This is a genomic window from Actinomyces faecalis (assembly GCF_013184985.2).
Classification (GTDB): Bacteria; Actinomycetota; Actinomycetes; order Actinomycetales; family Actinomycetaceae; genus Actinomyces; species Actinomyces faecalis.
In genome coordinates, this window is the sequence record NZ_CP063418.1 from 2,314,663 (window position 1) to 2,328,004 (window position 13,342).

Consider the following 13,342-nt stretch of genomic DNA (forward strand, 5'->3'; position numbering starts at 1 on the left):
GACCTTCCTTGAGATCTTTCAGGGCGACGGCGGTGCCGGGCCCGGTCAGGCGATGGTGCCTGTGGCCGCGAGGACCTTCTGGCGCAGGATGTCTGAGATCGGGGCGCTGCCGGCGGCCTTGGAGGCCTCCCTCTGCCCCTCCTGGCTGGCGGCGTACTCCAGGTAGCCCTTGACCGCGGCAGCAATGTCCGCGTCCTCATACCTCTGGTAGGCAATGAGGTAGGAGACCAGGATGATGGGGTAGGCGCCTTCGGCGGCGTAGTTGATGTCATAGACGATCCGGGTGTCAGTGGCCTCGTCGCTCAGCTCCGAGGCGTCCAGGGTGGCAGCAGCAGCCTCGTCCGAGTAGGGCAAGAAGCTGCCGCCGACACCAACGGCGACCGTGCCGAGCTCGTCAGTGACCTTCGAGGCGTCGGCGTAGCCGATCGCGCCCTGGGCCCCCTTGATGGTGGCAATCATGCCGGAGGTGCCATCACCTGAGTGTCCGCCCTCAATCGGCCAGGTCTCCTCGGCCTCATAGGTCCACACGTCACTGGCAGCCTGCCTGAGGTACCTGGTGAAGTTCTTGGTGGTACCGGACTCATCAGAGCGGTGGACGACGATGATCTCAAGGTCGGGCAGCTCAAGCCCTTCGTTGTCGGCTGCGATGGCTGGGTCATTCCATCTGGTGACGGCTCCGGAGAAGACCTTGGCGATGGTCTGCGGGGTCATGTTGATGTGGCTGCCCCTGCTCAGGGTCGGGACGTTGTAGGCCACGACGATCGGGGAGATATAGAGCGGGACCTCAATGACCCCACCGTCAATCCGGGCCAGCTCCTTCTGGCTCATCGGGGAGTCCGAGCCGGCGAAGTCGACGGCACCGGCGATGAGCTTCTCGCGTCCCGCACCCGATCCCTCAGCGGCGTACTCGACCGAGGCGCCAGGGTGGGCAGCGAGAAAGCCGGACATCCAGGCATCCTGGGCATCGCTCTGTGACGAGGCGCCAGAGCCCTTGATCTGTCCCTCAAGGCTGTTGGCCGGCGCACGCCCTGATGTGTGCGACACGCTGGGCCCGCCGGCGTCCGAGCCGCAGGCGGCGAGCGTGGTCAGGGCGGCGGCGGACAGTGCGCAGATGGCGTTACGACGGGTGACAAGCACTAGGAATCGTCCTCATACGGGTCCGAGGGGGCCGCCGTGCCGGCCGGCCCGAGCATGTGCCGACCTGCTGGCCGACGCCTGCGACCATAGTCAGGCAGGGTGACCCGGAAGGGTGGAGGAGGTGAACGGTCGGTAAACACTCACCTCAGACCTCACACATGCTGCCACTGGACCAGGCACGACGGCGGGGCCCACCTCACGCTGGAAGGCGAGCCCCGCCGTCGTCACTGGCTGACAGGCTCAGCGGCCCTCAGACAGGACCGGCCTCTGCTTCTCAATCGCCACGGCCCGGATCTTGCCGTGAGAGCGGCGGGCCATGTGGATCACCATGATCTCGCCGGTCTTGAGCCACGGATCACGATCGGGGACCGAGCGCAGCAGCTTGCCAGGGGCGTGCTCGGCGATGACGTCCATGATGGTGGGCAGCACGGGACGGTGCAGGCACATGGCCAGAGGCACCTCACGCATCCGCACGGCCTTCTCGGCGACCTTACGGGCGCGCTTGGGATGGGCGGCGTGGGCGTGCTCGGTCAGGGCCGGCTCCGTCTCCATACCCAGGCCAGCGGCCTCGGCGTAGGGGGCCAGGGTGTCGTAGCAGCGCTTCCAGGGACTGGTCACCAGCCGAGCGACCCCGTAGGCGGACAGGACCGCGACCAGCGCACGGGCACGGACCTCCCCCTGGTCGGCCGTGAGCGGGCGCGTCGCCTCGTCCTCCTCCTGGCTGCGTGAGCGAGGACGGTTCCACACCGAGCGCTTGACCGCCCGGGCGTGACGCACCAGGACCAGGGTCCAGGTGTCGAGCTTACCGTCCTCCCACAGGTCAACGAGCTCCCCCAGCAGGTCCCGGTCAGCCTCACGGGTCAGGCGCCGGCGAGCCTGGCGCGCCGGCAGCCAGACGACGTCGTCAATCTCGTGCGGCGAGGCCGGCTGGACCGCCGCACGTGCCGCCAGCGCCGGGAAGCCGCCGTCGAGCTCACGAGCAGCCCAGTAGCGCACCTCCTTGCGCCGCCCGTCAGCCAGCGTGTAGCGCTGGGTGGACAGGGGCTGACCGAGCGCGATCCGCGCTCCGGTCTCCTCCTCCACCTCGCGCACCGCACAGGCGCGCACGGACTCCCCCGCCTCCACCTTCCCCTTGGGAAAGGACCAGTCGTCGTAGCGAGGACGGTGGACGAGCAGGACCTGGAGGTCCTTGCCCTCCTGTCGCCACACCAGCGCACCAGCAGCACGGACGACGGGCTTCCCGCTCCCCTTGGCCATCCTCAGCCCCGGCCTTTCACACGCTTGGAGGCCCGAGACATGAGGGTGTCCTGGATGTCCTCCAGGCGCTCGCCATCGGGGCCGATGACGTGGCGGGTCCATGAGCCGTCAGGCTCCATCCACCAGCTGGTGACCTCGTCGCTGGCGCTGTGGGTGACGAGCCAGGTCAGGTGAGCGACCATCTCCGGGTCGGTGATGCGCACCAGGGCCTCCACGCGCCGGTCGAGGTTGCGGTGCATGAGGTCGGCCGACCCGATGAACAGGTCGGTGTCCCCGTCGTTGCAGAAGGCGTAGATACGCGAGTGCTCCAGGTAGCGTCCCAGGATCGAGCGCACCCGGATGTTCTCGCTCAGTCCTGGGATCCCGGCGCGGATGCCGCAGATACCGCGCACGACGACGTCCACAGGCACCCCTGCGCGCGAGGCGCGGTAGAGGGCGTCAATGGTCTTCTCGTCGATGATCGAGTTGACCTTGAGCCTCACCCAGGCGTCCTTGCCGGCCCTCTTGTTCTCGATCTCCCGGTCGATGCGCTCGATCAGGCCGCTGCGCACCGTGCGCGGGGCCACCAGGAGACGACGGAAGCGGGCGCGCGGGGCGTATCCGGACAGGAAGTTGAACAGGGTGGTCAGGTCCTGGGCCACGTCCCGGTCCGTGGTGAGCAGGCCGAGGTCCTCGTAGCCACGTGCCGTCTTGGGGTGGTAGTTGCCGGTGCCCACGTGGCAGTAGCGGCGCAGGCCGTCAGCCTCCTGACGCACCACGAGCAGGAGCTTGCAGTGGGTCTTCAGGCCGACCATGCCGTAGACGACGTGGACGCCGGCGCGCTCAAGCTTGCGGGCCCAGGAGATGTTGTTCTCCTCGTCGAACCGGGCCTTGATCTCCACGATCGCCACGACCTGCTTGCCGGCCTCAGCCGCCTCGATGAGCGCGTCCACGATCGGAGAGTCGCCCGAGGTGCGGTAGAGGGTCTGCTTGATCGCCAGCACCTTGGGGTCGGCCGCGGCCTGACGCACGAACTCCTGGACCGAGGTGGAGAAGGAGTCGTAGGGGTGGTGGAGGAGGACGTCGTGCTCACGCATGGCGGCGAAGACGTCACGCGGGGTCGAGGTCTCGGTCTCCCCTAGCCCAGCAGCGGTGACCGGCACGTAGCGCGGGTACTTCAGCGCCGGCACGTCCAGGTCGTGGAGCTGGTTGAGGCAGCGCAGGTCCAGGGGGGCGGTCAGGGCGAAGACGTCGTCGTCGCGCAGGCCGAGCGCCCGCACCAGGTAACGGCGCACGAAGGGGCTGATGGTCTCGGCCACCTCCAGTCGCACGCAGTCACCGAAGCGCCGTCGCTCCAGCTCCTTCTCCATGGCGGTCAGGAGGTTCTCGGCGTCGTCCTCCTCGACCTCCAGGTTCTCGTTGCGCGTGACGCGGAAGAGGTGGTGCTCCAGGATCTCCATGCCCGGGAAGAGGTGGTCCAGGTGCTGTCCCACGACCTCCTCCAGCGGGATGAAGGCGGCACCGGCGGCCTTGTCCACGGTGTCGAGCTCACGGCCGGGGACCGTGATGAGGCGAGGCAGGGAGGCCGGCACCTTGACCCGGGCGAAGTGCTCCTTGCCGGACTTGGGGTTGCGCAGCAGCACGGCAAGGTTGAGGGACAGGCCCGAGATGTAGGGGAAGGGGTGAGAGGGGTCGACCGCGAGCGGGGTCAGGACCGGGTAGATCTGGTGACGGAAGGTGCGGGTCAGTCCCTCCTTCTGGGCCTCGTCCAGCTCGTCCCAGCTCTTGATCTCGATGTTGTGCTCGGCGAGCCTGGGACGGATGTCGTCCTGCCAGATCGCGGCCTGACGGGCCGTCAGGGCCTTGGCACGCCGGGTGATCTCTGCGACCACCTGGTGGGCGTCAAGCCCCGAGGCGCGCACCGGGGTGATGCCAGCCTTCATACGGCGCATGAGCCCGGCCACGCGCACCATGTAGAACTCGTCAAGGTTGGAGGAGAAGATCGCCAGGAACCAGGCACGCTCGAGCAGAGGAAGGTCCTGGTCCTCAGCCTGCTCCAGGACGCGCTCGTTGAAGTCCATCCACGTCAGCTCACGGTCGGTGAAGCGGAAGGGGAAGTCCTCCAGCGGCGGCAGCTCGTCTTCCTCCTGGGCTCCCTCAGGCGAGGGGGCGGAGGCGCTGGGGCTGTGAGCCGCGGGCGCGGTCGGAGAGGCGGGCTCGGCCTCGCTCGGGGCCGGGGAGGCAGCCGGGAAGGTCGCTGGTGCCAGGCGGGCTGCCGGGGCGGGCGCCGGGACGCCGTCGGCGTCAGCCTCCTGCGGAGCGTCGAAGTCCTCGTCCTCGTACTGAGGACCGGCGTCGTCAGCGAAGTCGCGCGGGTCAGCGACCTCGAAGACGTGCTCCTCCAGCTCACGGTCCTGGGCCTGCTCAGGCTCGGCGGCCTGGCTCTCCTGAGCTGGCTGGGCGGCCACGCCGCCCACCGGGGCTGAGGTCGGACGAGAGCGGCTCTGCTGGGCGCGTGCCCACCCGCCCAGGAAGGCGGACAGAGGCGCCCCTGAAGCGGTCGAGGCGGCCTGGGGGTCGGGCGCGTTCACAGCGTCGGGAGTCGTCATGGAGGCATGGTCCCACGACCAGGTGAACATCGGGCGACATCGTCCGCTCTGGCACGCGCGCCCGGCCGACCGGCAACCCCGCCCGGCCTCAGTCGAGCAGGCCAGCCGCAGCGCGACGAGCCGCCTCGTCCAGCTCGGCCGCCGTGGCCAGGAGGGCGGAGTCACGCCGCGTGACACGGTCAGCCAGGGCGTCGGCGTCGTCCTCGATCCACACCGAGCTCGAGCCCGCTGCCAGCGCACGCAGGAAGTGCGCCACGCTCCGCAGCAGGCCGGCGATCGCAGGCACCGACCCCTCGACCTTGCCGGCAAGCACGTCGTCGATCGCCTCTCGTACCTGCTGCGGCGAGGGAGCCTGCTGAGCCTGGGCCAGGGCGACCTCGGCACGTGCCTGGGCCGCCTCATCGGCTGCGGTGAGGTCGACCGTCGTCGCGTAGCGCCGCTCTACCAGCGCAGGGTCACGCCGGACCCACTCGCGCACGAGAAACAGTCGCCACAGCGTGCCAGGCAGGGTGGTGGCCGGGGAGTCCGCCCACAGCTCGGCCACCTCGTCGACGCCGTGGCTGGCCACCGCCGTCACCACGCCCTGGCGGGTCACGGGGCCGGTCTCGCTGCCGCGATCGGGATCCTGTCCCTGTCCGCCGCCCTGGACCTGCGCCGCCGTGAAGCCTCCGATCAGGGCCTGGGCCGACAGGTGCGCGAGCTCAGAGGCGACGGCAGTGTCCTGGCTGCCCTCGATGTTCTCGGCAGCCTCGGGGTCAAGCCGAGCGGGACGGTGGAACTGGCGGGTCATGGCCTCTCCTTCACGGTCGTTGGCCGACGGCGCAGCCGTGGCGGGCCCTATTGTCCCCCAGTGCGCGCCCACCAGCACTGCCCCGGTCCAAGGCCCGGCGGACGGACCCTGTCAGCCCGACCTACAGCGTCATGAGGACGAAGGGGCTCGCGCCCGAGGTGGTGGCCAGGGCGGTGGTCATGAGCAGGCTGATGGTCGAGGCGGTGTCAGGACCCAGACCGAGCAGGATCCCGGAGAGGTAGATACGTCCCGCGTGGCGCACGTGGGACAGCGGCCGGGTCAGCAGGCGCGCCCAGGGCCCCTTGGGCCCCTGCAGGTCCTGGTGAGTGAGGTTGGGGACGTTGGCCGACGCCACGGCCAGCAGGTAGACCGCTGAGACGCCGGCAGCGCCGCCAGCATCCCGTCCCGGCCTGAGCCGCCCACACCCTCGGGAGGCGCCGGCTCAGGCCTCGAGGTAGCCGCGCAGGCCGCGCTCCAGCAGCAGGCGGCGCACCTCCGCCACGAGCGCCCTCATCGCCTCCTCGGCACCTTCCGCGTCCCCCGAGGCGATGGCGTGGGCCACGCGGTCATGCAGGTTCAGGGCCTCGGACCTGGGGACGTCACTGTCACCGCCCATGCGGGCGCGCGCGACCAGGACCTCGGAGATGACGCCGGCCAGCACCGCGAAGACGTCGTTCTGGCTGGCCTGGAGGATGAGGCGGTGGAAGGCGATGTCCTCATCCAGGTAGGAGGCGACGCTCCCCTCCTGCCCGCAGGCGCGGATCGAGGCCGCAAGCTCCAGCAGGCGCGTGCGCTGCTCCTCGGTCGCCCGGCGTGCCGCCGCGGCCGCGGCCACGGGCTCGACGGCGGCGCGCAGCTCAGTCAGGCCACCGATCTTGGGCCCCTGAGGATCCTCCTGGAGCTGCCAGCGGATGACCTCGGGAGCCAGCGCCGACCAGTCCCGGCGAGGCAGGACGACGATGCCCACTCGCCGCCGTGACTCCACCAGGTGCAAGGACTCCAGGGTGCGCACGCAGTCACGGGCCAGGGTGCACGAGACACCGTGGCGGACCTGGACCTCCTCCAGCGTCAGCGCCTGACCGGGACGCAGCCGACCGGAGACGATCTCACGCCCGAGAGCGTCGAGGACGTCGGTGCGACGGGCTGGCGTTGGCATAGGCACTCCGGCGGGAGGGGCTGGTGGGCGGACGCTCGCGGGCGAGGGAGGCAGCTACAGGGCAGGACCCAGGACTCTCGGAGTCTCGCAAGACCCAGACCTCACCCACGAACGGACTTGATACGTATTTAAGTAGTATGTAACTAATATTATGATAATATATATCACGGCAGCGGCGCCAGGAGGTCCCAGATGAGCACCACCCCCCAGCCCGTCGAGCACCTCGTCCTCACGGGAGTCGCAGGCTGCGGCAAGACCACCGCAGCCGAGAACCTCCACGAGGCGCTGGGCTGGCCCGCCGCCGAGGCGGACGACTTCCACCCCCAGGCGAACATCGACAAGATGACCGCCGGCACTCCGCTGACTGACGAGGACCGTTGGCCCTGGCTGGAGTCCCTGCGTGACTGGATGAGCTCCCAGGCCGCCGCGGGCACCAAGACCATCGTCACCTGCTCGGCGCTCAAGCGCTCCTACCGTGAGCTGCTCAGCGGCGCGACGGGACGCGTGCTCTTCATCCACCTCGTCGCGCCGCGCGAGGAGCTGGCCGACCGGATGCAGCAGCGCGGCGGCCACTTCATGCCCACGACCCTGCTGCCCTCACAGCTGGCCACGCTGGAGTCCCTGGACCCCGACGAGGACGGAGCGACGGTGGTCTCGCAGCCCACGCCCGAGCAGACCCTCGACGCGATCCTGGCCGCGCTGGAGACCGCTTCCCCGCCCCGCTGACCTCCCTCGCCCGCCCACCGCTGTCCCGGGCCTTCACGACCTGGTCTCCGACGGAGACCACCCTGTCCGTGGTGGCGCTGGTGGTCCTCACTGTCATCACGCTCACGCTCGGGGTGGTCTAGGCGCTTCCCCACCCTCGTGCCTGGTACCCCCTGTGGGGCTCGAACCCACGACCTTCGGATTAAAAGTCCGCAGCTCTGACCAGCTGAGCTAAGGGGGCGCGCCGCCCTGGCGGCGACAGGGACCAGCATAGCGGCAGCAAGCCCGAGGCAGAGACGGAGCGCGCACGTCAGGGCCGGCACCCCACAGCCCCCTTCGTATACGCCGCTACCCCTTCGCCGTGGCCGCCACCCCAAGATCTGTGTTCTCGGGGTGGCGACGCACGCGAAGGGGTAGCGAGCGCGCTTGCAGGGGCGCGAGCATCAGCTCTTGCGGCCGGTCACGGCCTGGAAGACGCTGATCACGCCGACGGCGCAGACCACCGAGATGATCCAGCGGATCCAGTCGATGCCGGGGGTCTCCTGAACGCCGAGCAGGCCGGCGATCCAGCCACCGAGGAAGGCGCCGATCGCACCGAGGATGACGGTCCACACGACGGACAGGTTCTGGTCGCCCTTCATGACGAGGCGGGCCAGGGCGCCGATGACGCCACCGAAGATGAGCATACCGATAAGCTCAAACATGTGATCTCCTTCATGGGACGAGTGGGGCTCGACATGGATATTGACGAAGCACAGCAGCAGTGCGGGTGCATCTGCCGCTTTAATGATAGCAAATAATTCTCTATTAAGGCGATATAAGAATTATCACTAATAGGTGGGGAATGCGGAGCCACCCCTAGCCGTGACAGCGACCTACGCCCCTGCCGGGCGACGACGCCTGCTACCGGTGCCCCCGCGCCCGGCCTTGGTGGACGCGCTCCGGCTACGGCCACCCGCAGAGCCCGCGCCCTGACGTCCCGACGTACCGGCGGAGGCCGGCCGACCGGCTGAGCCGCCTGACGACTGCCGGCCAGCACCCCGGCCGCCGCCGCGCCCGGCAGCCTTCCGGCTCCCAGCACCTGGCTTGCGCCCACCGGCACGGCTGGCTGCCTGGACGCCGCCCTTGATGGCTACGCCCTCGGGCATGTCCTCGACCGTGACCTTCGGGGCGACCTCGCCAACCAGCGCGGCAACCACCTCGTCATCAGGACGCACGCGCTCGATGTCCGCCTTGATCTTGGCCTTCTTGAGCAGCACCTGGACGTCGTGCCTCTGTTCGGGCAGCACGAGGGTAACGACCGTGCCGGCCGCACCAGCACGCGCGGTGCGGCCGGAGCGGTGCAGGTAGGCCTTGTGCTCGGCGGGCGGGTCCACGTGCACCACGAGCTCGACGCCGGAGACGTCGATACCGCGAGCGGCGATGTCCGTGGCCACCATCACGTGGGCCTGCCCCGAGGAGAAAGCACCCATAGCCCGTTCGCGCGCGTTCTGGCTCATGTTGCCCTGCAGCTCGACAGCAGGAACGCCCGCCGACACCAGCTTGCGGGCCAGCCTGCGCGCCAGGTGCTTGGTGCGGGTGAACAGGATGCGCTGCCCTGTTCCCGAGGCCAGACGAAGGACGACGCCGTCCTTGGCAGTCTTGTCCGCCACCATCCACACTCGGTGGTCCATGTCCCGCACCGGAGAGCTGGCCGGGTCCACCGAGTGGTGAAGCGGGTCGTGGAGGAACTCATCCACCAGCGTGTCCACCCCGTTGTCCAGGGTGGCGGAGAAGAGCATGCGCTGACCGCGGGGCGGGGTCGCACGCATGATGCGGCGGACGTTGGGCAGGAAGCCCAGGTCCGCCATGTGGTCGGCCTCGTCGAGGACGGTGATCGCGACGTCGTCGAGGCGGACGATCCCCTGCCCCATGAGGTCGAGCAGGCGCCCGGGACAGGCCACGACGACGTCGACTCCCGCGGCCAGGGCCTTCTCCTGAGGCTTCTGGGACACCCCGCCGAAGACGGTGGTGACCTTCAGGTCAAGCACGCTCGCCAGGGGACGGATCGTGTCGGCGATCTGCAGGGCGAGCTCGCGTGTGGGCGCCATCACCAGGCCCAGCGGGTGGCCCGGGCGAGGTACGTCCTCGTCGGCCAGGCGCTGGACCAGGGGCAGGGAGAAGGCAAGGGTCTTGCCGCTGCCCGTCCGGCCGCGTCCGAGCACGTCACGCCCGCGCAGGGTGTCAGGAAGCGTCGCGGCCTGGATCGGGAAGGGTGAGGCAAAGCCTCGGGAGTCAAGGTCTGCGACCAGCTCAGGGTCTACCCCGAGGGAGGCGAAGGTGGGGCCACCCTCAGCGCTGAGCCGGGAGGAGGCGAAGGGCGCGCGAGGCGCGGAGGCGGTGGAAGGCACAAGGGTCCTGTCAGTCGGGACCGTACGCATGCCGCCCCGGCGCGAGCCAGCAACGGTCTGCGCGACGGTGCGTGGGTGCCGGCGTTCAGGGCTCGACGACGCACCAGCCCTCAAGGGGCCGCCCGACAGGCTCGGGAAGGCGCCGGAACCAAGGCACCAGCCAGGCCTCGGCGGGAGCCGGAGCCAGGTACCCGAGTCTGCCAGGAACGGCCGCCATCACGAAATCGTGGGCCTCCTGCCCGCCAGACCCGTCCGACATACCCCGACCCGCCCCGATCCGCAGATCAGGCACCCTCGGGACGCCGACGTCGGGGCAGACGACGCCGCCCCCGGCCGGCTCCGCCGCCCGAGCCGGCCAGCGCGACGGCGACCGAGACCAGGACCAGTCCCGCCACCTCCCAGTCGTTGGGCAGCTGCCGCAGCATGACGACTCCGACGGCGAGCGAGGTCGCCGGCATAAGCGCGGACAGGAGCGAGAAGGCGGCCGAGCTCAGCCGGCCGAGGTTGACCTGGTCCAGCACGTAGGGCACCACCGTGGACATGACGGCGACGCCCAGCACCTTGAGGAAGGTCACCACGGAGGTGAAGGCGGTGCCCGCCGTCGAGGCAGCCAGCGGCAGGTAGACCAGGGAGCCTGCCACCGAGGCCACTGCCAGGGAGTCCAGCCCTGAGCCCGCCGAGGCCACCCGCCGTCCCAGCAGGATGTAGGCAGCCCAGGCCAGTCCGGCTCCGATCGCCAGCGCCACGCCGACGCGCTGGCGCGGGTCCCCCAGGTCCACACCCAGCCCGCTGATCGCCGCGACGCCGGCCAGCGCCAGCACTGCGGCCACGCGCGGGCGCCACCCCCGGCCGGTGGTCAGCGCGACGGCGACCGGTCCCAGGAACTCCAGGGAGACAGCGGTTCCGAGCGGGAGGTGGTTGATGGCGGCGTAGAAGATGACGTTCATCGTGGCCATGGCAGCCCCGAAGAGCGCGGCGACGGCCAGCGATCGACGGGTCCACGCCCGGCGCCAGGGCCGGCGCCAGACCAGGAGGACCAGGGCTCCGATCGTCACGCGCCACCAGGCCACGGTCGTGGGAGGCATGAGCGCGAACAGGGCGACGGCGAAGCCCGCCCCCACGTAGCTGGACACGCCCGAGCCGATGACGAGCAGCGGTGCCGGGAGCCGGCGCAGGTGCGCCCCCAGGCGCGGGATCATGCTCTCCACCCACCTATTCTCGCTCACAGCCGCTGGCTCACTGTCAGGCCCGGACGTGAGGCGGCTCCCCGGACGGGCGAGGGAGCCGAGGCCCAGGATCAGCGCAGGATCGCGGCAGCCACCAGCACCACCGGCACGAAGCCGGCGGTGGTGATGAGGCAGCAGTCGCGAGCCAGCGGCTTGGCCGCCCCGTACCGCGTGGCGTACATGAAGACATTCTGGGCGCAGGGCAGCGACGCTGTGGTGACCGGGGTCAGCAGCGCCTCCCCGCGCAGGCCGAGAGCCCAGCCCAGGGCGGCCGCCAGCAAGGGCACCAGCACGAGCTTCCACCCCACTGACACCCACAGCGCGGCTCCACGCTCGCTGACGTCGTTGAGCTCGTCGCCCGACGCCGTCTGGACCGGCGCTGTCCTGCTCTCCCCCGAGGCAGTCCCCCCGGGACCCTGGTGCGTGAGCCTGGTGACCTGCTGGACCGTCAGCCTCCGGGTCACCTTGGGCGAGGAGGCGGCCAGGCTCATCCCCAGGGACAGCATCATGACGGTAACAGCCAGCGCCCCCAGCGAGTGGAGGCTGCTCACCACCAGCCCGCCGAGCCACCGCCTCATGTCCCATCCCGCCAGGTTGATGACGAGCCCGACCAGCACGCCGATGAGCAGGGGGTTGCGCAACGGGGCCGCCCACAGCCAGGCCCGTGAGGCACCACCCTGGTCTGCCTGGGTGCTCCAGTCCAGGATCGCGAAGGAGACCGGGGCGATGACGAGCAGCTGCAGCAGCAGGATCGGGGCGATGGCGGTGGCGTCCCCCAGCAGCACGATGAGCACCGGGATCCCGAGGTTGGCCGCGTTGACGTACCCGGCCGCGAGCGCCCCGATGGTCGCCTCGGCGACCGAGCGGCGCAGGACGAGGCGGTGTACCGCCCAGGCGCTGAGGATCCCGAGCACCTCAGCCAGCAGCCCGGCCAGGGTGTCCCGTGAGACGACGGTAGCCAGGTCGGCGCCGGCGATGGTGGTCACGAGCAGCGCCGGGGTGGCGGCGTAGAAGCACACGCGGGTAAGTACCGTGTCGCTCCCGGCCGGCACGCCCCCGGTTCGTACGAGCAGCCAGCCCACGACGATGACGACGGCGAAGACGGCCAGCCCGGTGACGACCTCAAGCACGCTCTCGCGTCTCCTCCAGGTCCACCCAGGTGGCAGCGTGGTCGGAGACGACCGTCTCGCGCACGCCCCAGCCCACCGCGCGCAGCACCGGGGCCTGGCTCTCGGCCAGGTCCGCCAGACCGAGCGGGGTCCCGTCAGGGCCGACCGGCCAGGGGTCGGTCAGAAAGTGGTCGATACGGTGGCTCAGCGCCCCGCTCGGGAAGGTCCGCCCCTCCCCGACCTGGCGAGCGAGTCCCGTCTCACTCAGCCGGTCGCCACGCATGTTGAGGTCACCGGCCAGCACGTGCGCACCCGGTCGCGTGCTCAGCGCCGCCCAGGCCGCAGCCAGCTGGCGGGTGGCGACGTCGCCGCGCGTGGCCAGGTGGGTACTTGAGACGGTCAGCGGCACGCGCCAGCCCGGCACCCGTAGGACGGCTGCCAGCTGGAGCCGGGCCGTGGCGGTGAAGACCTTGTAGGAGCGCGGGTCCCACCACTGCTCCCCACGCCGGGTCACGTGCGCCGGCCCGCGCCCGAGCCGCTGCACGGCCCAGGACCTCACGGGCAGACGCGTGAGCAGGGCGTTGCCGAAGCCGGCCACAGGCAGACCTGCCGCCACCCGGACGGGCCCGAGGACGTCGTCGGACGGCCTGTCCAGGCACGAGCGCAGCGGCCGGCGCCGCAGCCCCGTCACTCCACCGGCGTAGGTGGCGGCGAAGCGATGGCCAGACCATCCCAGCGCTCTGGCCAGCTCGGCGGCCTGGTCGAGCCTGCCTGAGCGCGCCTGGCCGAGGTCGACCTCCTGGAGCGCGATGACGTCCGGGCCGATCTCGCGCAGCTGGGCAGCCAGGGCTGTCAGGACCTGGCGAGCGGCTGCGGGATCGGCGATGTCGCTGCCGGCGAGTGCGGCCGTAGCAGGGTCGCCCGGTGCGCCGGGACCGGGCAGGGCGTGCTGGAGGTTGAGGGTGAGGACGCGGATCATGAGCC

At 70.4% G+C, this 13,342-nt stretch carries 12 protein-coding genes and 1 tRNA gene; 1 reads left to right on the top strand and 12 read right to left on the bottom strand.

Going from position 1 to position 13,342, the window contains the following annotated elements; translation table 11 throughout:
• Positions 1-45 precede the first annotated feature (45 nt).
• From pstS to HRL51_RS09960, 6 genes are all read right to left on the bottom strand, one after another.
• Positions 46-1,137 (bottom strand): phosphate ABC transporter substrate-binding protein PstS, encoded by a 1,092-nt coding sequence (gene pstS / locus HRL51_RS09935; protein WP_172191572.1) that lies wholly within the window; start codon positions 1,135-1,137, stop codon positions 46-48.
• Between the two features lie 240 nt (positions 1,138-1,377).
• Positions 1,378-2,394 carry an NUDIX hydrolase gene (locus tag HRL51_RS09940; protein ID WP_172119415.1) on the bottom strand — a complete coding sequence of 339 codons (1,017 nt, stop codon included), beginning with the start codon at positions 2,392-2,394 and terminating at the stop codon, positions 1,378-1,380.
• Positions 2,395-2,396: 2 nt separating this feature from the next.
• Positions 2,397-4,982: an RNA degradosome polyphosphate kinase gene (locus tag HRL51_RS09945; protein ID WP_235954025.1), complete on the bottom strand. Its 2,586-nt coding sequence runs from the start codon at positions 4,980-4,982 to the stop codon at positions 2,397-2,399.
• Positions 4,983-5,070: 88 nt separating this feature from the next.
• Positions 5,071-5,772 carry a hypothetical protein gene (locus HRL51_RS09950; protein WP_172191574.1) on the bottom strand — a complete coding sequence of 234 codons (702 nt, stop codon included), beginning with the start codon at positions 5,770-5,772 and terminating at the stop codon, positions 5,071-5,073.
• A 121-nt stretch (positions 5,773-5,893) separates the two neighbouring features.
• The gene (locus tag HRL51_RS09955; protein WP_172191576.1) at positions 5,894-6,127 is read right to left on the bottom strand and encodes a hypothetical protein; all 234 of its coding nucleotides are present in this window, start codon (positions 6,125-6,127) and stop codon (positions 5,894-5,896) included.
• Positions 6,128-6,214: 87 nt separating this feature from the next.
• On the bottom strand, positions 6,215-6,928 hold the full coding sequence (locus HRL51_RS09960) for a FadR/GntR family transcriptional regulator (protein ID WP_172191578.1): 714 nt from the start codon (positions 6,926-6,928) through the stop codon (positions 6,215-6,217).
• Between the two features lie 192 nt (positions 6,929-7,120).
• Between HRL51_RS09960 and HRL51_RS09965 the strand changes: the two genes are divergently transcribed.
• Positions 7,121-7,654: a gluconokinase gene (locus HRL51_RS09965; protein ID WP_172191580.1), complete on the top strand. Its 534-nt coding sequence runs from the start codon at positions 7,121-7,123 to the stop codon at positions 7,652-7,654.
• 143 nt (positions 7,655-7,797) lie between these two features.
• On the opposite strand, the gene HRL51_RS09970 is transcribed toward HRL51_RS09965, so the two are convergent.
• The 6 genes from HRL51_RS09970 to HRL51_RS09995 form a co-directional block, all read right to left on the bottom strand.
• Positions 7,798-7,874: transfer RNA gene (locus HRL51_RS09970), tRNA-Lys, on the bottom strand.
• 202 nt (positions 7,875-8,076) lie between these two features.
• Positions 8,077-8,337, bottom strand: a complete 261-nt coding sequence (locus HRL51_RS09975; protein WP_172119410.1) for a GlsB/YeaQ/YmgE family stress response membrane protein — start codon at positions 8,335-8,337, stop codon at positions 8,077-8,079.
• Positions 8,338-8,508: 171 nt separating this feature from the next.
• On the bottom strand, positions 8,509-10,023 hold the full coding sequence (locus HRL51_RS09980; protein WP_244960161.1) for a DEAD/DEAH box helicase: 1,515 nt from the start codon (positions 10,021-10,023) through the stop codon (positions 8,509-8,511).
• Between the two features lie 284 nt (positions 10,024-10,307).
• On the bottom strand, positions 10,308-11,222 hold the full coding sequence (locus HRL51_RS09985) for an EamA family transporter (protein ID WP_172191996.1): 915 nt from the start codon (positions 11,220-11,222) through the stop codon (positions 10,308-10,310).
• Between the two features lie 98 nt (positions 11,223-11,320).
• Positions 11,321-12,379 carry an AEC family transporter gene (locus tag HRL51_RS09990; protein WP_172191584.1) on the bottom strand — a complete coding sequence of 353 codons (1,059 nt, stop codon included), beginning with the start codon at positions 12,377-12,379 and terminating at the stop codon, positions 11,321-11,323.
• Positions 12,372-13,337 carry an endonuclease/exonuclease/phosphatase family protein gene (locus tag HRL51_RS09995; protein ID WP_172191586.1) on the bottom strand — a complete coding sequence of 322 codons (966 nt, stop codon included), beginning with the start codon at positions 13,335-13,337 and terminating at the stop codon, positions 12,372-12,374. The genes HRL51_RS09990 and HRL51_RS09995 overlap by 8 nt, the downstream gene beginning before the upstream one ends.
• Between the last annotated feature and the right edge of the window lie 5 nt (positions 13,338-13,342).

Coding starts and splice junctions, on each gene's coding strand:
- HRL51_RS09940 (WP_172119415.1), bottom strand. CDS start 2,394: ATGGCCAAGGGGAGCGGGAAGCCCGTCGTCCGTGCTGCTGGTGCGCTG.
- HRL51_RS09945 (WP_235954025.1), bottom strand. CDS start 4,982: ATGACGACTCCCGACGCTGTGAACGCGCCCGACCCCCAGGCCGCCTCG.
- HRL51_RS09950 (WP_172191574.1), bottom strand. CDS start 5,772: ATGACCCGCCAGTTCCACCGTCCCGCTCGGCTTGACCCCGAGGCTGCC.
- HRL51_RS09960 (WP_172191578.1), bottom strand. CDS start 6,928: ATGCCAACGCCAGCCCGTCGCACCGACGTCCTCGACGCTCTCGGGCGT.
- HRL51_RS09965 (WP_172191580.1), top strand. CDS start 7,121: ATGAGCACCACCCCCCAGCCCGTCGAGCACCTCGTCCTCACGGGAGTC.
- HRL51_RS09975 (WP_172119410.1), bottom strand. CDS start 8,337: ATGTTTGAGCTTATCGGTATGCTCATCTTCGGTGGCGTCATCGGCGCC.
- HRL51_RS09985 (WP_172191996.1), bottom strand. CDS start 11,222: ATGATCCCGCGCCTGGGGGCGCACCTGCGCCGGCTCCCGGCACCGCTG.
- HRL51_RS09995 (WP_172191586.1), bottom strand. CDS start 13,337: ATGATCCGCGTCCTCACCCTCAACCTCCAGCACGCCCTGCCCGGTCCC.